This window comes from Streptomyces sp. NBC_00028 (assembly GCF_045041065.1).
In the GTDB taxonomy this organism is placed as follows: Bacteria; Actinomycetota; Actinomycetes; order Streptomycetales; family Streptomycetaceae; genus Streptomyces.
In genome coordinates, this window is sequence record NZ_CP108293.1 from 9,348,378 (window position 1) to 9,366,676 (window position 18,299).

17 protein-coding genes are annotated in these 18,299 nt (G+C 70.8%); 5 read left to right on the top strand and 12 right to left on the bottom strand.

Features of this window, described 5'->3' with window-relative positions:
- Positions 1-55: 55 nt before the first annotated feature.
- The 3 genes from OG885_RS42390 to OG885_RS42400 form a co-directional block, all read right to left on the bottom strand.
- The gene (locus tag OG885_RS42390) at positions 56-1,006 is read right to left on the bottom strand and encodes a sigma factor-like helix-turn-helix DNA-binding protein (protein WP_405741920.1); all 951 of its coding nucleotides are present in this window, start codon (positions 1,004-1,006) and stop codon (positions 56-58) included.
- 322 nt (positions 1,007-1,328) lie between these two features.
- The gene (locus OG885_RS42395) at positions 1,329-2,507 is read right to left on the bottom strand and encodes an RNA polymerase sigma factor (RefSeq protein ID WP_405741922.1); all 1,179 of its coding nucleotides are present in this window, start codon (positions 2,505-2,507) and stop codon (positions 1,329-1,331) included.
- The gene (locus OG885_RS42400) at positions 2,504-2,923 is read right to left on the bottom strand and encodes a YciI family protein (RefSeq protein ID WP_405741924.1); all 420 of its coding nucleotides are present in this window, start codon (positions 2,921-2,923) and stop codon (positions 2,504-2,506) included. The genes OG885_RS42395 and OG885_RS42400 overlap by 4 nt, the downstream gene beginning before the upstream one ends.
- A gap of 142 nt (positions 2,924-3,065) precedes the next feature.
- Here OG885_RS42400 and OG885_RS42405 point away from each other — a divergent pair, with 142 nt between their 5' ends.
- A complete protein-coding gene (locus OG885_RS42405) occupies positions 3,066-3,533 on the top strand; it encodes a MarR family winged helix-turn-helix transcriptional regulator (RefSeq protein WP_405741926.1) in 468 nt (155 codons plus the stop codon).
- Between the two features lie 10 nt (positions 3,534-3,543).
- Here the strand turns inward: OG885_RS42405 and fahA are convergent, their stop codons facing one another.
- The 3 genes from fahA to OG885_RS42420 are packed head-to-tail and all read right to left on the bottom strand — an operon-like array spanning position 3,544 to position 6,778.
- On the bottom strand, positions 3,544-4,743 hold the full coding sequence (fahA, locus tag OG885_RS42410) for a fumarylacetoacetase (RefSeq protein WP_405741928.1): 1,200 nt from the start codon (positions 4,741-4,743) through the stop codon (positions 3,544-3,546).
- Complete coding sequence (locus OG885_RS42415; protein ID WP_405741930.1) at positions 4,740-5,600, bottom strand: hypothetical protein; 861 nt, start codon at positions 5,598-5,600, stop codon at positions 4,740-4,742. Before OG885_RS42415 ends, fahA begins: the two co-directional genes overlap by 4 nt.
- Complete coding sequence (locus OG885_RS42420; protein ID WP_405741931.1) at positions 5,597-6,778, bottom strand: homogentisate 1,2-dioxygenase; 1,182 nt, start codon at positions 6,776-6,778, stop codon at positions 5,597-5,599. The genes OG885_RS42415 and OG885_RS42420 overlap by 4 nt, the downstream gene beginning before the upstream one ends.
- A gap of 177 nt (positions 6,779-6,955) precedes the next feature.
- On the opposite strand from OG885_RS42420, the gene OG885_RS42425 reads away from it, so the two are divergent.
- Both OG885_RS42425 and hppD read left to right on the top strand, forming a co-directional pair.
- On the top strand, positions 6,956-7,627 hold the full coding sequence (locus OG885_RS42425; protein ID WP_405741933.1) for an IclR family transcriptional regulator: 672 nt from the start codon (positions 6,956-6,958) through the stop codon (positions 7,625-7,627).
- Positions 7,628-7,787: 160 nt separating this feature from the next.
- Complete coding sequence (gene hppD, locus OG885_RS42430; RefSeq protein WP_405741935.1) at positions 7,788-8,993, top strand: 4-hydroxyphenylpyruvate dioxygenase; 1,206 nt, start codon at positions 7,788-7,790, stop codon at positions 8,991-8,993.
- Between the two features lie 45 nt (positions 8,994-9,038).
- On the opposite strand, the gene OG885_RS42435 is transcribed toward hppD, so the two are convergent.
- Entirely contained in the window at positions 9,039-10,187 is a 1,149-nt protein-coding gene (locus OG885_RS42435; RefSeq protein ID WP_405741937.1) for a flavin-containing monooxygenase, read from the bottom strand.
- Positions 10,180-10,488, bottom strand: a complete 309-nt coding sequence (locus tag OG885_RS42440; RefSeq protein ID WP_405741938.1) for a GNAT family N-acetyltransferase — start codon at positions 10,486-10,488, stop codon at positions 10,180-10,182. Before OG885_RS42440 ends, OG885_RS42435 begins: the two co-directional genes overlap by 8 nt.
- Before the next feature lie 221 nt (positions 10,489-10,709).
- On the opposite strand from OG885_RS42440, the gene OG885_RS42445 reads away from it, so the two are divergent.
- Positions 10,710-11,726: a LacI family DNA-binding transcriptional regulator gene (locus OG885_RS42445; protein ID WP_405741940.1), complete on the top strand. Its 1,017-nt coding sequence runs from the start codon at positions 10,710-10,712 to the stop codon at positions 11,724-11,726.
- A 70-nt stretch (positions 11,727-11,796) separates the two neighbouring features.
- On the opposite strand, the gene OG885_RS42450 is transcribed toward OG885_RS42445, so the two are convergent.
- Positions 11,797-13,344 carry a glycoside hydrolase family 43 protein gene (locus tag OG885_RS42450; protein WP_405741942.1) on the bottom strand — a complete coding sequence of 516 codons (1,548 nt, stop codon included), beginning with the start codon at positions 13,342-13,344 and terminating at the stop codon, positions 11,797-11,799.
- Between the two features lie 120 nt (positions 13,345-13,464).
- Here OG885_RS42450 and OG885_RS42455 point away from each other — a divergent pair, with 120 nt between their 5' ends.
- Positions 13,465-14,883 (top strand): GH1 family beta-glucosidase, encoded by a 1,419-nt coding sequence (locus tag OG885_RS42455; RefSeq protein ID WP_405741944.1) that lies wholly within the window; start codon positions 13,465-13,467, stop codon positions 14,881-14,883.
- On the opposite strand, the gene OG885_RS42460 is transcribed toward OG885_RS42455, so the two are convergent.
- The 3 genes from OG885_RS42460 to OG885_RS42470 all read right to left on the bottom strand — a co-directional run bounded on the left by OG885_RS42460 (position 14,802) and on the right by OG885_RS42470 (position 18,295).
- Positions 14,802-15,854, bottom strand: coding sequence for a peptidoglycan-binding protein (locus OG885_RS42460; RefSeq protein ID WP_405741945.1), 1,053 nt, complete (start codon positions 15,852-15,854; stop codon positions 14,802-14,804). The genes OG885_RS42455 and OG885_RS42460 overlap by 82 nt on opposite strands.
- Before the next feature lie 86 nt (positions 15,855-15,940).
- Positions 15,941-16,816 (bottom strand): geranyl diphosphate 2-C-methyltransferase, encoded by an 876-nt coding sequence (locus OG885_RS42465; RefSeq protein ID WP_399962465.1) that lies wholly within the window; start codon positions 16,814-16,816, stop codon positions 15,941-15,943.
- A gap of 15 nt (positions 16,817-16,831) precedes the next feature.
- Entirely contained in the window at positions 16,832-18,295 is a 1,464-nt protein-coding gene (locus tag OG885_RS42470; protein ID WP_405741948.1) for a family 2 encapsulin nanocompartment cargo protein terpene cyclase, read from the bottom strand.
- Positions 18,296-18,299: the final 4 nt, after the last annotated feature.

The following is an 18,299-nucleotide window of genomic DNA, read 5'->3' on the forward strand; positions in this document are numbered from 1 at the left end:
TGCTCTCGCGGAGGGCGTCCAGGCCCGGCAGAATCGATTCTCTCCACAGCGCCCATCACTGCCCAGCAGCCTCCTCCAGGCACCCTGCGGGAGTGAGGTGACGGGAGCGCGACGACACTTCCCGGGCGCATTCGTGCTGCCGCGCGCCCCTCGTGTCGCGCTCCGCCCGGCCGTCGGCCGTGCTGGGGCAGTCCACGGGTTCGTAGTGCCCCGGGGTGGTGGCGAGAGTGAAGGCGATCAAGGCGACCAGGGCCGCGGTCGCCAGGGCGACGGTGCGGGTGAGCGCGCGCGTACGCCGTTCACTGCCGGCGCGCACGGACCACGGCTGGGCCAGGGTCGAGGCCTGCGTCTGCTCAAGACGTCGCCGGATCCAGGCCTGAGATGCGCTCGCGTCCTCGTCCTCACGCCGGTTGTCGTCCCAGTCCTCGTCCGAGCGCCGGTCCTCTTGCCGAAGACGGTCGTGCAGGGCGGCACGGGCGTGCAGCAGCCTGTTCCGGGTGGCCGGGGTGCCGGCCTGCATCTCGGCGGCGGCCTCACCGACACTCAGACCCAGTCCGTCGCACAGCACGACGGCTCGGCGATGCCGGGGATGCAGCGCCAGCAGTGCCTGCCACACCGGATCGCCGGGTGACGGATCCGGGCGGGCGACGAGCCACCGGAAGCGCTGCCACGGGGAGAGCGCGTACTCGTGCGCGCGCTCCCGCACCCAGCCCACCGGGTCGGCGTCGCACGCCACTTCGGGCCAGTGCTCCCACGCCTGGTGGAAGGCGAACTCGGTGGACTCGAAGGCCAGTCGGCGGCCTCCGGTGAGCAGGTACGTCTGCTGCACCAACGACGGGGCGGCGTATACGTACAGTGCGTCGAAAGCGGTCTGCGCGGTCACCGCCGGCGTCACTGCCGAGGCGCGCTCGCCCGTGGACCGCCCTCCCACGGCGGGGGACACCACGGACATGTCCAGCGCGTGCAGGATCAACCGGCGCGACCTGAGCGCCGTACTGGCGCGCACATCCTGCTCCTCAGTGCCGACGCATCGCGTCACGTTCTCCCACTCCCCGTGCGTCACGGCTGCCCAACGTGCCTGTCGTACGCCAGGTCGCGCGCTGGGCCACGGGATCACACCTTGGGCCGAGCCTTAGAACTCCCGTCCAAACAGGCCGCCCACGTATGCGTATCGCGCTCTGGGCATACGGAGGGCCGTGCGCGCATCTCCGGGAACGGCGCGTGGGAGATCGGGAGGCCGGGAGATCGGGCGGTCAGGGAGAGCGGGCGAGTGAACGCCGGTTGCGTGGAGAACGGCACTCGCGGCGGCGGGCCTCGCCCGTCTGACGTCACTCGTCGGTGCCATCCACGTCATCGGCTGCACGGCGACTCAGGTAGGTGTTGAGGCGGGCCGCCTGGCGGGTCAAGTGGTCGCGTTCGGCGAGGCTGGGCGCCTTGTGGGCCGCCTCGGCGTACAGCCGCGCCGCCGTGGTCGGGTCACCGTCGCGTTCGTGGAGGTAGGCCGCCACCGCGGTGTGGCGCGGCAGTGAGGCGTCGAGCTCGGCGAGCGCGGCCAGGCCGGCGCGCGGACCGTCGGCCTGGCCGACGGCGACGGCCCGGTTGAGCCGGACCACGGGACTGTCGGTGAGACGGCTGAGCTCGTCGTACCACTCGACGATCTGCACCCAGTCCGTCTCCTCGGCGCGGGGCGCGTCCGCGTGGAGGGCGGCGATGGCGGCCTGGGCCTGGAACTCGCCCAGCCGGTCTCGGGCGAGGGCCGCCTGAAGGATTTCGACGCCCTCGGCGATCAGCGCGGTGTCCCACCGGCCGCGGTCCTGCTCGGCGAGCGGGACAAGGCTGCCGTCGGGCGCGGTCCGCGCGGCACGCCGGGCATGGTGGAGCAGCATGAGGGCGAGCAGCCCCGCCACCTCGGGATGGTCGATCGAGGCGGCGAGCTGCCGGGTGAGACGGATGGCCTCGGCGGCCAGGTCGACGTCGCCGGAGTAGCCCTCGTTGAAGACGAGGTAGAGGACGCGAAGCACGGTGGCGACGTCACCGTGCTGGTCGAAGCGCACCCCGGAGACCGTGCGCTTGGCCCGGCTGATGCGCTGCGCCATCGTCGCCTCGGGCACCAGGTAGGCCTGGGCGATCTGGCGGGTGGTCAGCCCGCCGACCGCGCGCAGGGTGAGCGCGACGGCGGACGACGGGGTCAGCGACGGGTGGGCGCACAGGAAGTAGAGCTGGAGGGTGTCGTCCACGGCGGGCGTGGGCCCCGGCGGCGGTTCCTCCTCCACTCGATCCTCCCGCCGGCGCCGCGCGGTGTCGGCGCGGGTCGCGTCGAGGAACTTGCGCCAGGCCACCGTGACCAGCCAGCCCCTGGCGTCCCGCGGCGGATCGGCCGGCCAGACGCGCAGCGCCTCGATCAACGCTTCCTGTACGGCGTCCTCGGCCGCCGCGAAGTCGGCTCCGCGGCGGACGAGAACGGTGAGCACCCCCGGGGTGAGGCTGCGCAGCAGTGCGTCGTTCATCGGTGCGGGCAGTCCGTGACGGCGGGGTTCTCGGCCAGGAACGGGCGCAGCTCCAGCCACTCGTGGATCGGCCTCCCGCCCGCCCCGGGGGCGGCCGACAGCTCCCCGGCCAGCTCGATCGCCCGCTCGTGGCTGTCGACGTCGATGATCATCCAGCCCGCGATGAGGTCCTTGGTCTCGGCGAACGGTCCGTCGGTGACCGGCGGGCGCCCCTCACCGTCGTAGCGGACCCACTCGCCCTCGGGGGCCAGCGCCTGACCGCCGACGAACTCGCCGCTCTCCTCCAGCCGGGCCGCGAAGTCGTTCATGTACCGCACATGCGCCGTGATCTCCTCGGGGGTCCACTTCTCCATCGGCACGTCGTTCACCGCGGCCGGGGCGCCTCGGTAGTGCTTCAGCAGCAGGTACTTGGCCATCGTGGTTCTCCTCGGTACTGGTGCGGCCCATTGTGGTCGCGTTCACCCCGGGGACGGAGCCGGACGCGGCTTCTCGACATCGGCAGCCGACTCTCTGTCGTCACGCATTGGGTGAGGTGTCAACCGCGTCTAGACTTCCGGTATGGCGGAGAACGTGCGGTGGCTGACGGCGGATGAGCAGCATGCCTGGCGGAACTTCATCCGACTGCACGAGAAACTCGGAGGTCGACTCTCGCGCCTGCTCCAGGCGGAGTCGAACCTGTCGGCCGCCGACTTCGCCGTACTGGTCAACCTCACGGACGTCCCGGAGGGGCGCCGGCGCTATCAGGACCTGGCTCGGAGCCTGGAGTGGGAGAAGAGCCGGATGTCCCACCACATCGCGCGGATGGCCGGACGCGGCCTGGTGGTACGGGAGGAGTGCCTGGAAGATGCGCGCGGTGCCTACGTCGTGATCACGGACCGGGGCCGCGAGGCGATCGAGGCGGCGGCTCCGCTCCACGTGGAGGCCGTACGAGCGCTGTTCCTCGACCATGTCACCCCTTCGGAGCTGCGCACGCTGGGGCAGGTCTCGGAACGGGTGGTCGACAAGCTCGACGAGGACGCGCCCTGAAGTTGACGCATCAACAATGAAGAGTGTGCTTGCTGCCGACGATTCGGCCGCGGGCCTCGCCGAAACCGATGCGGGACCCGTTCGCGCCCGGGGCCGTAGCGGTCAGGACGACCTCGTCGCCGTCCTCCAGGAAGGTGCGGTCCTCGCCGTTGACCCTGACGGGGTCCCTGCCGCCCCAGGTCAGTTCGATGAAGGCGCCACGCTGCTCCCTCTCCGGTCCGGAGATCGTGCCCGACGCGAACAGGTCCCCGGTGCGCGAGGGGGCGCCGTTGACCGTCTGGTGGGCCAGCATCTGGGCGGGGGACCAGTACATCGCGGCGTACGGCGGCCGGGAGACGACCTCCCCGTTCCACGCGACCGTGAGGTCGACGTCGAGGCCCCACGGCTGCCGCATCCGCAGATACGGCAGTACGGCGGGTTCCTGGACCGGCGTCGGGACCCGGGCGGCGTCCAGGGCGAGCAGCGGCACCACCCACGGGGAGATGGTGGAGGCGAACGACTTGCCCAGGTTGGGGCCGAGGGGGACGTACTCCCAGGCCTGGATGTCGCGTGCGGACCAGTCGTTGAAGAGCACGACCCCGAAGATGTGCCGCTCCGCGTCCTCCGCGCCGATGGACTCGCCCATGGCGTTGCCGGTGCCGAGGACGAAGCCGAGCTCGGCCTCGATGTCCAGGCGGGTCGAGGGCCCGAAGACCGGTGCCGGGTCCTGGGGGCCCTTGCGCTGCCCGGAGGGGCGGATGATGTCCGTGCCGGAGACCACGACCGAGGCCGCCCGGCCGTGGTAACCGACCGGAAGATGCTTCCAGTTCGGCATCAGCGGGTCCGGGCTGTCGGGCCGGAAGAGCCGGCCCAGGTTCGAGGCGTGGTGCTCGGAGGCGTAGAAGTCGACATAGTCGGCGACCTCGAAGGGCAGGTGCAGGGTCACCGCACCCAGGTCGTGGACCGCTTCCGTGGGGACCTGGCCCTGGAGCCGCTCGGTGATCTCGGCCCGGACCTCGACCCAGCGGGTGTGGCCCTCGGCCATGAAGGCGTTGAGGCTCGGCCCGGCGAAGACGTCGTCGTCCAGCAGCACGGCCAGGTCGATGACGTGGTCGCCGTAGCGGGTGGCCACGCGCGGCCGGCAGCCGGATGTGGAGTAGACGCCGTAGGGCAGGTTGGTCAGGCCGAACAGGGAGTCGGCCGGGACGGTCAACTGGGTCGTGCTGGTCATGCGGACACCTCGGTCAGGTCGGCGATCGTCGCGGCTTGGAGCAGGCCAAGACCGGCCGACTCGGTGGCGGGTTCGGCGACCGAGCAGGTGCCGAACGAGCGGAAGACGTCACGGACTTGGGGCGACAGGGCGCGCACCCGCTCGGCGACCCGGTCGCCGTCGCGGTCGGCCAGCAGCTCGGCCAGCTCGATCTCCTCGGCGCCCTTGAGGGCTGCGTCGGTCGCCACGAGCAGGTTGAGGAACCCGTGCTGCTCGAATCCGGTCTCCGGGTCGGTGTTGCGCAGCGCGTGATGCAGCCCCGCCGTCGCCTTGAACGCCACCCCGGCCCGCGTCGCGGCCAGAACGGCCGCCGCGAGTTCACGCTCGTCGGGGTAGAGCTCGGCGCGTACGCCTCCGGTGCGGAACTTGGCCAGGTACGGCGTCCCGGCAAGCGCGGCGAGCAGCGGCTCACGTCGGTCGTCCCGCGGTACCTCGACATAGACGCTGAGGTCGATATCTATCGAGGCGGCCAGAGCGGGTACGACCGCCTCAGCGGCAACCCCGTCCGGTACGGCGACCTCCAGCCCGACCAGCCGCACAGCCGGGATACGCCGCGCGGCGGCGACAGCCTCGGAGACCTCCGGCAGCGCGACGGTCACCGAGAGGTCGAAGGAGCCCTCGGGGAGGTCCGCGGTCAGTTCGGCGAGCCGCTCGACGTCCTTGGCGGCCAGCACGAACGCGCCGACCAGCCCCGCGTGGGCACCGCGCGTGTGCGCCACATGCGCCGGAACCGCCTCCTCGATCGGCAGACTGCCGGGCGGAAAGACGGCGGCGTCGTCGAACAGGCCCAGGAACACCTGCGGGATCTGCGAGGTCATCGGTTCCGCTCCCAGGAGTAGGCGTACGACCCGTCGTCCGTCGCGCGACCTGCCTCGCCGAGTTGCAGCGGCCGGAAGGTGTCGACCATGACGGCCAGCTCGTCGAAGGATTCCGCCCCGATCGAGCGCTCCATCGCGCCGGGCTGAGGGCCGTGGGGGTGGCCGCCGGGGTGCAGGGAGATCGAGCCCTGTCCGATCCCGGAGCCCCTGCGGGCCTCGTAGTCGCCGCCGCAGTAGAACATCACCTCGTCGGAGTCGACGTTGGAGTGGTAGTACGGCACAGGGACGGCCAGCGGGTGGTAATCCACCTTGCGCGGCACGAAGTTGCAGATCACGAAGTTGCGGCCCTCAAAGACCTGATGGGCCGGCGGCGGCTGGTGGACCCGCCCTGTGATCGGCTCGAAGTCACGGATGTTGAACACGTACGGGTAGAGACAGCCGTCCCAGCCGACGACGTCGAGGGGATGGTTCGGCAGGGTGTGGACGGTGCCCACCACACCGCCCGGCCCGCGGTGCTTGATGTACACCTCGACGTTCTCGCCTTCCGCGAGCCTCGGCCCGACCGGGAGACGGAAGTCGCGCTCGCAGTACGGCGCGTGCTCCAGAAGCTGACCGTGCTGGGAGAGGAAGCGGCGCGGGGGGCCGATGTGCGAGTTGGCCTCGATCGCGTAGATGCGCACGGCCCCGTCCGGGACGATCCGGTACGTGGTGGCCCGCGGGACGATCACATAGTCGCCGTCGCCGACCTCCAGGTCACCGAAGACCGTTTCCACGCGGGCCCGGCCGTCCTCGACGTAGAGGCACTCGTCGCCGATCGCGTTGCGGTAGTACGGGCTGACGGCGTCGACCACGACGTACGCCAGTCGTACGTCGTCGTTGCCCAGCAGCAGTCTGCGGCCGGTCACCGCGTCGATGCCTGACGCGCCGTCGGCGAAGAGCTTGTGGGTGGAGAGGTGGCGGGGGATCAGGGGGTGGTTGGGGGTCAGGGACTGGTCGCCCGGCTGCCACACCCGGTACTCCCGCACCGCCGACGGGATGTGCCGGTGGTAGAGCAGCGAGGAGTCCGAGGAGAAGCCCTCCTCGCCCATCAGCTCCTCGTAGTAGAGGTTTCCGTCCGCGTCCCGGTGCTGGGTGTGGCGCTTCGGCGGGACCGCTCCCGCCCGGTGGTAGTACGGCACGACACTCTCCCTTGTGCGCTCAGCGCACAGTATTGTGCGATGACAGCGCCAAGCGGACGGTAGGTCTGGGGTGTGAGCTCAGTCAAGGTCCCGCTCGTGCTGCCGGGCGCCGTCAGCGTGTTTGACGTGGCTTAACGTGGCGGCCGAAGAAGCTCTGTCGTTCACTCGGAGGCGCTGATGGCCACCCTGCAAGGTCTGGACCGTGGGCTTCGGGCGCTGGACCTGATCTCCCTGTCGGCCGACGGGCTGACGGTGGCGGACCTGGCGGCGCGGCTGGAGATCGACCGGGCCATCGCGTACCGGATCGTGCAGACGCTGGAGGAGCATGCGCTGGTGTCCCGGCAGGGCAAGCGGGTGCGGCTCGGCGCCGGTGCCGCCACGCTGGCCGGGCGGTTCCGGCAGCAGCTGGTGCTGGTGGCCCAGCCGGTGTTGCAGGAGCTCGCGGACGCCATCGGCGCCTCCGCATTTCTGACCCTGGCGCACGGCGCGCGGGAGTGCGTGCCCGTCGCGGGCGCGGAGCCGGCCGTCCAGCACGGTCCCGTGCAGGTGGGCTACCGCATCGGCGTCCGGCATCCACTGGAGCGGGGGGCGAACGGCGTCGCCATCCTCGCGCTGCAGCCGCCCCTGCCGGACGACTCCGCGGACATCGCCCGGGCACGGGAACGGGGCTACAGCGTCACCTCGGGCCAACTCCAGCAGGGTGCCACCGGGATCGCGGCGGGGTTCGAGGTGCCGGGCGCGGTGGGTGCGTCCGTCGGCGTGGTGGCCATGCACGAGTTCGACGTCGAGTCGGTCGCGGCGCGGGTACGGGAGTCGGCCTCGCGACTGGCGTCGCTCAGCGGTGCCTGACGTCCAATCCTCGACTGGGCATTTTGTACAGGAGAAGTGGTCTGGCGGAGGGCAAGCTGAGCAGCTTGAACAGCTCAGAACGTCACTCTTGTGCAGGTGAGAGGACCCGGTGTGTTCTACCGCCACGCGCTGGAGGCACGCACACCGAAAGGGATGACGTATGAGCATCGAACAGACCCTCACGAGCCAGGAGCGACTGGCGGAGCTCGACCTTCAGCAGCTCAAGCAGCTGGTCGGGCTCGTCGAGTACGACGCCGAGGGTGACCCGTTCCCGGTGACCGGGTGGGACGCGGTGGTCTGGTCGGTGGGCAACGCGACGCAGGCCGCGCTGTACTTCCAGGTGGTCTTCGGCATGGAACTGATCGCCTACTCCGGCCCGGAGACCGGCAACCGTGACCACCACGCGTACGTGCTGCGCTCCGGAGCGATCCGCTTCGTGCTCAAGGGCGGCGTCGACCCGGACAGCCCGCTGCTCGACCACCACCGTCGCCACGGTGACGGTGTCATCGACATCGCTCTTGAGGTGCCGGACGTCGACCGGTGCATCAAGCACGCCCGCGCCGAGGGCGCGACCGTCCTCGAGGAGCCGCACGACGTCACCGACGAGCACGGCACCGTGCGGATCGGGGCCATCGCCACGTACGGCGAGACCCGCCACACCCTGGTGGACCGCTCCCGCTACACCGGCCCCTACCTGCCCGGCTATGTCGCCCGGACCTCCGGCTACGTCAAGCCCGAGGACGAGCCCAAGCGCATCTTCCAGGCGCTCGACCACGTCGTGGGCAACGTCGAACTCGGCGACATGGACGAGTGGGTCGACTTCTACAACCGTGTCATGGGCTTCACCAACATGGCCGAGTTCGTCGGCGACGACATCGCCACCGAGTACTCGGCGCTGATGAGCAAGGTCGTCGCCAGCGGCAACCACCGCGTGAAGTTCCCGCTCAACGAGCCGGCGGTCGGCAAGAAGCGTTCGCAGATCGACGAGTACCTTGACTTCTACCGCAGCCCCGGCGCCCAGCACCTGGCCCTCGCCACCAACGACATCCTCAGGACCGTCGACATCCTGCGGTCCAAGGGCATCGAGTTCCTCGCCACGCCGGAGAGCTACTACACCGACCCCGAGCTGCGCGCCCGCATCGGCGAGGTCCGCGTGCCGATCGAGGAGCTGGCCTCGCGCGGCATCCTCGTCGACCGCGACGAGGACGGCTACCTGCTCCAGATCTTCACCAAGCCGATCGGTGACCGGCCCACCGTGTTCTTCGAGTTCATCGAGCGCCACGGCTCGCTGGGCTTCGGAAAGGGCAACTTCCAGGCCCTGTTCGAGGCGATCGAGCGTGAGCAGGAGAAGCGCGGCAACTTCTAGGACCGCCTGAACGGAGCCGTGATCGCGTGGGTGCGATCACGGCTCCTACGGAGTCGGTACGGCCTCATGACCTGACGTGACCTGCTCGCCGGCTGGGGACATCTCGGCGGCCTTCCACTGCCGCAGCAGGGCGTTGACGGCCTGGCGGCCCGCGCGGTTGGCGCCGACGGTGGACTGGGACGGCCCGAACCCGACGAGGTGGACGCGCGGTTCACCGGCCACCTGGGTGCCGCTCATGCTGATCCCGCCGTGTTCGTTGCGCAGCCGCAGCGGGTCCAGGTGGGCCAACGCCGCCTTGAAGCCGGTGGCCCACAGGATCGCGCCGAGCGGCGTGAAGGAACCGTCCGCCTCACGGACGCCGCCGGGTTCGATCGCCGTGAACATGGGACGGCGCTCCAGGACCCCGCGTTCCTTCGCCGCCAGGGCGTAGGGGGTCCAGCCCAGGCCGGTGTAGGAGACGACGCTTCCGGTGGGCCTGCCCGCCTCCACGTCGGCGGTGACCCTGGCGATGATCTGGCGGCCCTCGACCTCGGGGTTGAACCCGCCCTCCAGGAAGACGGGTTCGCGCCGCGTGTACCAGTACGTGGTGGCCACCCGGGAGATCTCCTCCAGCTGTTGGAGCGCCGAGATGCCGCCGCCGACGACGGCCACCCCGAGGCCCGCGAACTGCTCGGCTGAGACGTAGTCGTGGGTGTGCACCTGGATGCCGGCGAAGCTTTCCTGCCCGGGGTAGTGAGGGCGGACGGGGTTGGTCCAGGTGCCGGTGGCGTTGATGACCGCCCGCGTGATCCAGCTCCCCGCACTGGACTCCACGGCCACCTCGCCGTCGGGGCGGTCGTCCAGCGGCCGTACGGTGCTCACCGTCACCGGTCGCAGGATCGGCAGGCCGGTAGCCCGCTCGAAGGCGGCGAAGTAGCGCGGCACCGCCGTGCGGCTGGGCTCTTCGGGCGCGATGGCCGGCTTCGGGAAGTCCGGCAGGTCGAAGATGCCGTTCACGGTGTTCATCCGCAGCGACTCCCAGCGGTGCCGCCACGCCCCGCCGGCCGCGGGTTCGGCGTCGAGCACCACGAAGGTCCGGTCGCCGGCCGGGTCGGTCAGGGCGCTGGTGAAGCCGCGCCGCTTGAGGTGGTAGCCGGCCGACAGCCCGGACTGTCCGCCACCGATGACCACGACGCTCGCGGTTCGCTCAGTCACTGACCTTGCTCCGGTTCTGGTACAGCAGGTCGGCGTACTCGGGGTGGCGGTCGATCCAGCCGGCGTAGAAGGGGCAGGTGGCGAGCACCCGCAGCCCCGCGGCGCGGGCCTCGTCGAGGGAGGACCGGACGAGTGCGGAGCCGATCCCCCGGCCCTCGTACGCCGACGCCACCTCCGTGTGCACGAACGCGATCAGCTCCTCGGTCCGGATGTACTCCGAGAACCCGGCGACCTCTGATCCGCCGTCCACCCGGGCCTCGTAGCGGCGTGCCTCGGGTGCGTCGACGATCTTGACTGTCATGTGTTCTCCTAGCGGCCCGGCTGATCCGGCAGGGTGCGGGGGCTTCCCTGAAGATTTGGTTGATACATCTACAAAACTAGTCATCCGTGAGTGATGTGTCAACGAACACGGACACGTGCTCCGGGGCCGGCCTGCGCGGTCGGCGGGCGGATGCGGCGCCTGTGACAGGATCGGTGATGGGCGCGAGGCCGTGCCGAGGTTGAGGGCAGAGGACGAGTGACATGAACCGGCCGCCAGGCATGATGGACGTCGCCCGGGAGGCCGGCGTCTCGCACATCACCGTCTCCCGTGTCATCAACGGACATCCGTCGGTACGGCCGGAGACCCGCACCCGGGTCGAGGCGGCGATCCAGAAGCTGGGCTACCGCCGCAACAGCGTCGCCAGGGCCCTCAAGAGCCGCCGTTCCTCGACGATCGGCGTGGTGATCGTCGGGTCGGACCTGTTCGAACTGCCGCGCATCCTCCTGGGAGTGGAGACCGCCGCCAAACAGACCGGCTACTGGGTGAGCCTGGCCAGCCGGCAGGGGGAGAGCACCACCGGTGACCTCATGGAGACGCTCCAGCGCCTCACCGACCAGTCGGTGGAGGCGATCGCGGTGGTCGCCGACCGGCCCGACGCCGTGGAGGCGCTGTCCCGCCTCTCGATCGGGGTGCCGGTCGCGGTGGTGATGTCCGGCAGCGTGCCCAACCCCGATCTCGGATTCGTCGAGGTCGACCAGGAGCTCGGCGCCCGTCTCGCCGTCCGCCACCTCCTCGACCTCGGACACCGGGACATCGCCCATCTCACGGGCGCGCTGCGCACCTTCGACGCCCGGGCCCGCGTCGAGGGCTGGCAGGCCGAACTCGCCACAGCGGGAGCGGAAGGAGCCCTGCTGGAAGGCGACTTCAGCGCGGAGAGCGGATTCCGTCTCGCCCGCGAACTCTGCGCGGGCGAGCCCCCCCTGCCCACCGCGGTCTTCGCCGGGAACGACCAGATGGCGATGGGCGCGCTGGCCGCCTTCGCCGAGCGAGGCGTCAAGGTGCCGCAGGACGTGTCGGTCGTCGGCTTCGACGACATGAAGGGCGCCGGATATCTGGTGCCCGCCCTCACCACCGTCCGGCAGGACTTCACCCACCTCGGCAGCAGCGCCATCGAACTGCTGGTGGACATGCTGGGCGGTGAGCCGCCGCAGCGTCGCCGGCTCACCCCGCAACTGGTCGTCCGACGCAGCACCGCCGTACCGTGCACGGACTCCTGAAGCGCACCGGCGCGTCGAAACCGTCGCCGCCCCTGCCGTGCCCGTCCGAAGACCGCCGGCTCAAGAACCTCTACGGCCGATCCGACGCGCCGGGCGTGTACGTGAACCAGCGCACGAGCGCCTCGCCGGAGTCACCGACGCCGTGGAGACCGAGGTGGACGCCGACGAACCCGCCCGCTCGTTCCGTGCTGAAGAAGGGGCGTTCGATGCCGCCCAGGGTGGCCCAGGTGCCCTCGTCCTCGACGCGGAAGGTGTAGCCGGACTCGTCGCTGTCGACCGCGAGGACGACCTCGATGTCCGAGACGGACGTCGCGGCGAGACGGGTGGCGACGCCCGCCTCGACGGCGGTGAGCACGACCTGCGGGGTTCCCGAGGCGTCGGCCGTGAGGGAGAGCGTGGCGTGCTGCCGCTGGTGCTGGAAGACGACCAGCCCCGCTGCCTGATCGGGCGTGGCGGCGCAGCGGATGCGGGTGGCGGCGCGCAGGCGCACATGCTGCTGGCGGCGCGCGACGAACGCGGGGGTGCCGGTCGAGGTGAGGGGCTCGGGGGAGAGACGGAGGGTCAGGCCGCCCTGTCCGGGACGCGGTGAGACATGCTCGTCGACGGGTCCGCGCAGGCCGGCCCAGTCCGGACCGAGCGTCGGACCGTCGAAGGTGTACCGCACCGGTGCGTCCGGCCGTGGGCCCGCGTCGGTGCCCGCGGGAAGCCGCTCCGACAGTTGCACGTGTCCGGCGTCCGGCGCGAACACGGGCCCCCGGGGCGTCCATTCGACCGGGACGAGGAACACCTCCCGGCCGAGGGTGTGCGTGCCCTCGATCGGCCGTACCGCCAGCGCCACCGCCCAGGTCTCCCCGGCGGGTGTGTCGACGAGGTCGACATGGCCGACGTTGTGGATCGGCTCCGCCGCGCCGCGGTGGCGGTGGGTGAGCAGCGGGCTCCTCGGGTCGGTCGCATAGGGGCCGGTGACGGTGTCGGCGCGGGCGGCGGTCACGGCGTGGTGGTGCTCGGTGCCGCCCTCCGCACCGATCAGCCAGTACACGCCGTCCCGCTTGTACACGTGCGGTGCCTCCACCCAGGCGCCGCGCATCGCGCCGTACCACAGCGCATGGGTCGGTCCGGTCAACGCCAGCGTGTCCAGGTCGAGTTCGCGCATATACAGCTCACCGGGGCCGGTCACCGCCGGTTCGGCTGCGTCGCGGCAGGCGGTGAACCAGCAGCGGTCGTCGTCGTCGAAGAAGAGCGACGGGTCGATCCCCGCCGCGTCCAGGACGACCGGGTCGGACCAGGGCCCGGCGGGGTCGGAGGCGGTGAAGAGGTAGGTGGTGCTGCCCTGGCGGCCTCTCGCCAGGGCCACGACCACATAGAACATGCCGTCGTGGTGGCGGATCGTCGCGGCCCACAGGCCGTCGGAGACGTCGAGGCCGGTCAGCGACACCTGCGTCGGGCGGTCCACGACATGTCCGAGCGGCCGCCAGTTCACCAGGTCCCGGCTGTGCAGGACGGGGAGGCCGGGGAAGTACGCGAACGACGACGTGACGAGGTAGAAGTCCGCCCCGACCCGGCAGACCGACGGGTCCGGGTGACTGCCGGCGAGAACTGGGTTGGCGAAGGTCGGCACGGGCGCACTCCGGGGCGGGCGGGGTGGGAGCGGGATTGCGTCCAGGGCATAGGCCAGGACGCCTTGTTAACGTTAACATCGGTGTGCTTCCCGGCCGATACCCAGCAGAGAGAAACCCGCATGCCGACAGCCCAGCCCCTGTCCTTCCCCGCGCACTTCCTCCTCGGCTCCGCGACCGCCGCCTACCAGATAGAGGGCGCCGCCGACGAGGACGGGCGCGGCCCCTCGATCTGGGACACCTTCTCCCACACCCCGGGCAAGACCTGGAACGGCGACACCGGCGACGTCGCCGCCGACCACTACCACCGCCTCGAGGCCGACCTCGACCTCATGGCCTCCCTGGGCCTGCGGGCCTACCGGTTCTCCCTCTCCTGGCCCCGCATACAGCCCACCGGCCGGGGCCCGGCCAACCCCAAGGGCCTGGACTTCTACAGCCGTCTGGTCGACGGCCTGCTCGCCCGGGGCATCACCCCGGTCGCGACCCTCTACCACTGGGACCTGCCCCAGGCCCTGGAGGACGAGGGCGGCTGGACGAACCGAGCGACCGCGTTCGCCTTCGCCGACTACGCCCGCATCGTCGGCGAGGCTCTCGGCGATCGGGTCGCGATCTGGACGACCCTCAACGAACCCTGGTGCTCCGCCTACCTCGGCTACGGCTCCGGCGCCCACGCGCCCGGCCGCACCGACGGCGCCGCGGCACTGACCGCGGTCCACCACCTCAACCTCGCCCACGGTCTGGCCGTCGAGCAGCTCAAAGCGGTCACCACCAACGATCCGCAGTACTCGATCACCCTCAACTTCCATGTCCTGCGCGGCAAGGGCGGGGGCGCCGCCGAGGCCGTACGCCGTATCGACGCGCTGGCCAACCGCGCCTTCACCGAGCCCCTGCTGCGCGGCCACTACCCGAAGGACCTGATCGAGGACACCGCCGCCGTCACCGACTGGTCCTTCGTCCAGGAGGGCGACCTGGCCCGGATCCACCAGCCCCTGGACCTGCTCGGCGTCAACTACTACGCCACCACCACGGTCGGCCTCTGGGACGGCGGGACGCCCCGTCAGAACAACGACGGACACAAGGACATGGGCGGCTCACCCTGGCCCGGCTCACCCCAGGTCGAGTTCCACGCCACGGACGGCCCGCACACCGCCATGGGCTGGAACATCGACCCCGACGGCCTGGAGGAACTCCTCCTGGACCTGCACACCAGGTTCCCCGGCCAGCCCCTGGTCATCACCGAGAACGGCGCGGCCTTCGAGGACCGGGTCACGCTCGGCCCCGACGGCACCCACGCCGTGCACGACCCCGAGCGCGTCGACTACATCCGCCGCCACCTGACCGCGGCTGGGCGGGCCCTCGCCGCCGGAGTGGACCTGCGGGGGTACTTCGTGTGGTCGCTGATGGACAACTTCGAGTGGGGCTACGGCTACTCCAAGCGCTTCGGCATCGTCCACGTCGACTACGAGACCCAGCGCCGCACGCTCAAGGACAGCGCGCTGTGGTACCGGGACCTGGTGGTCAGGCACAACGCCGGCGACTGAAAGCCCACGACCAGGACTGTCACCGCGGGCGCCTGACGGCCGCGTTGTTCGAGCGACGCGGCTTCCCGCGGGAGGCGTACGAGAACCTCGACGAGGAGGAGTACATCCTGCACCCGGGGCGAGCGCCTGATCGACCGGCTGACCCAGGGACGGCCGGCGGTACGTGGCGGGCGCAAGGTCACCCCGCTGGACGAGCTGCCACCGCACCGGTGCGGCGTCCGACGAGCCGTCAGAAGCGTGGTGCGTGCTCGACGTTGATGACGTCGCCGCGTGGACCGTATGTCAGCACCGTGCCTTCCCACTGGCCGAAGTCCAGCCCGGAGCCGGCCGATCCCGGTGTGTAGAACTGGGTCGCGGTCGAGGCGCGGACGGACGTGTTGAGGAGCTGGGCCATGCGGGAGCAGAACACGTTGCCGTCCCCGCCGCCGGGGGCGATGAACGCCGAGGTTGGCGATGGCCAGGTTCTCGCGGCAGAACTGGACGAACGCGGGGGCCCCGTGGGCCATGATCTTGAGCCGGACCGGGTCCGCGGTGTGCGCGGCGGTGTCCTTGGCGCTGTCCAGGAACCACTGGAGGGGCGTGTCGAAGTTGACCTCGATCACGGTGTCGCCCGCCGGGCGGCTGCCGAGCAGCCGCACATCCCGGTAGACGAGCCGATGGGGTCGGACGACGCCGGGGCCCGCGACGGCCTCGTCCGGGAACTCGGCCGGCGAGGTGAAGAAGCCCTTGAGGGCCGTGAAGGTGACCTGGCCGGGTTCGACCAGCCCGTCCTGGAAGCCGAGCCGGGTCTGCTGGAAGCCGCGGATCGCCCCGTTGGTCTTGGGGCCCACGAGACCGTCCACCTGGAGCGGTGGGTTCGGTCCGCCTGCTCCCGGGCCGACCTGGTTGAGGAGCATCTGGACGGTGAACACGTTGTCGCCCGCGTTCTCTCCGGCTTCCCCCACGCTTCCGGAGAGCTCTCTGACGGCCATGGCACTCCTCCGTTGCGTCGCTGCGGCCGGACGTGGCGGCCCTCACCGGACCGCCACGCCTCCTTCCTGACCGGACGGGCCGCTCGTCAGACGCGGTCGGCCGCGATCAGCACGTACTGGAAGGAGCCGTCCCGGTACGACTCGATGAACGCCTCCTCGATCCCGGTGACCAGTGAGGACGTGGCTCGAAGCTCCCAGTACGGCAGCGTGTCGGGGGTCAGGTCGATCACCGTCTGGGGCACGAGCCGGTTGTCGGCCATGGCCCGCAGATACTCACGACGGGAGTGGATGTTGCACTCGAAGTGCGCGTTGATCTGGGAGACCCACTTCGACGGCTGGCCGTAGCGGGGATTCCAGCAGCCCGTGATCGTCACGTACCGGCCGCCCACCTTCAGGAAGCGGGAGTGCTCGGCGAACAGGTCGTGCAGGTCGACGTACATGCTCGACTCGTTGTTCCAGGAGGCGGTGACGCTGCCCTTCTCGAAGGGAGTGTCGAGCATGTTGCACACACGCGAGCGCACATGGTCCTGGATCCGCAGGTCCCTGGCCCGCCCGTTGCCGAACTCGGCCTGGGTGGCGGACAGGGTGACGCCCTCGACCTTGCAGCCGAAGCGCTGATGGGCCATGACCATGGATCCGCCGCGCCCGCAGCCCGCGTCGACGAGCGTGTCGCCGGGTCCGACGGAACCGAGGTGGTTGAGGAGGAACTCGGCCTGGGCGGACTCGAGTCGGTGCAGCTCCGCGATCAGCTTCTTCTCGTACTCGCTGTGTTCCGGGTCGCCGAGCGCGTCGTGGTTGACGGCGCCGATGCCGTAGTGGTGGTGGTAGAGACCGTCCACGTCACCGAGGCGCAGGTTCACCGGCCTCGCCTCGTTGTTCCAGTACCGGGCGATGTCCCCCTGGTAGGGGGTCGCCGGGGCCGGGATCGTCGCGGAGACGGTGGGGGTGATTTCTGTGGTCACTAAGGTGTCCGTTCCTTACCAGAAGGCGGGCAGGCTGTAGCGGAAGGTGTTGGTGCGGTGCCAGTCGTGGTTGCCGTCGACCCACGCGGCCACGCCCTTGAGGAAGCGCACCACGGGGGGCAGGGGGCAGGCCGCGGCCAGGTCGGCCGCCGCCGCCTCGAAGGCGTGCATGAGCTCGTTGTGGACCTCGACCGCCTTGAGATAGGCGTCGCGTTCCGAGAGCTGCTCGCGTTCGGCGATCACCACGGGCAGGTTGAGATGTCTGCCGGGGCTGGCGAGTTCCTTGGTGTAGGAGTACAGGTCGTTGACGATGGTGGTCGCGTTGCCGGCCAGGGCGATGACCCGTTGCATCTCCGGCCGGGCGTGCAGGTCCGCTGGGAGCTCGTAGCCTCCGATGGTGTCGGTGATGGTGGGGCAGGGGCGGAAGTTGTTGAACTGGCGCATCGCCAGGTACTCCCACACCTCGGGGACATGATCGGTTTCGGCCCAGGCCGCCTCGGCCAGGTAGCCCAGGTGCAGCCGGGCCATGTCGTGGCGGTAGCGGTCGGTCTGGGAGGGCGAGGCCATGCGCACGAAGTAGTCCATCGCGCTGCGGTAGGCGCGCCGCGGCGGGTCCGAGCCGAGCGACTCCTGCCACCCGGGCGCGTACTCGGGGGTCGTGTGGAGAGGGTCGAGCGCGGTGTGCGCGAGGAGGAGGCGTCCGCCGAGACCGACGGGGGAGCCGCCGTGGTCCTCGCAGTAGCAGTCGTCGACGGCGTTCTCCGCGACCATCAGCCGGGTGGCGATCATCAGGTGATCGACCGTCGGGGCGTCGGGGTGGCAGCCGACCATGTACCGCCCCACGGAGAAGCCGTCGAACTGGCCTTCCCACTCCTCGGGGTAGAGCTGGACCTCGTCCTCCGCCCAGCATTTGATCCGACGGCTCACCTCCTCGACTAGTTCCGGGTCGGGCTCCGGGACGGGGTGGTGGTACAGGCCCGGTACGGCCTGGCCCTCGGCGGGTGGCGCCGGGGCCGGGAGCGTGGCGACGGGCTCCGCGGGCAGTCGAAGCGGGGTGTGGGCCAGTGACAGTGAGGCGGTGCCCAGCCCGGTGGGTCCGCCGAGGACCAGCCGCCGGAGGTCCGGGTCGGTCGCGGGCGCCGGAGGTGCGGCGGCCTCGACCGAAGCGGCCGGTGGAGACGGCGGTGTGTCGGTCGGCGACGAACCGGCCGCCAGGGACAGCGAGGTCGTGCCCAGTCCGGTGGGTCCGCCCAGGACCCGCTGAAACGCCGGTACGGGAGGCGGGGCCGACAGGATGCCGGTGGTCGGCGGCGAGGGCGGCGGGGGAGCGAGCGGTGGATGCGCCACCTTCGCGAGACCGAAGGCGGCCGCGGTGACCGGAAGGTCGGGGACCGCCGGCGCGGGGACATCCGGTACGGCGGTGCCCGGCCTCGACCGTTGGGCGGGCAGGGATGGTACGGAGGACCCGGGATCGGACATCTTC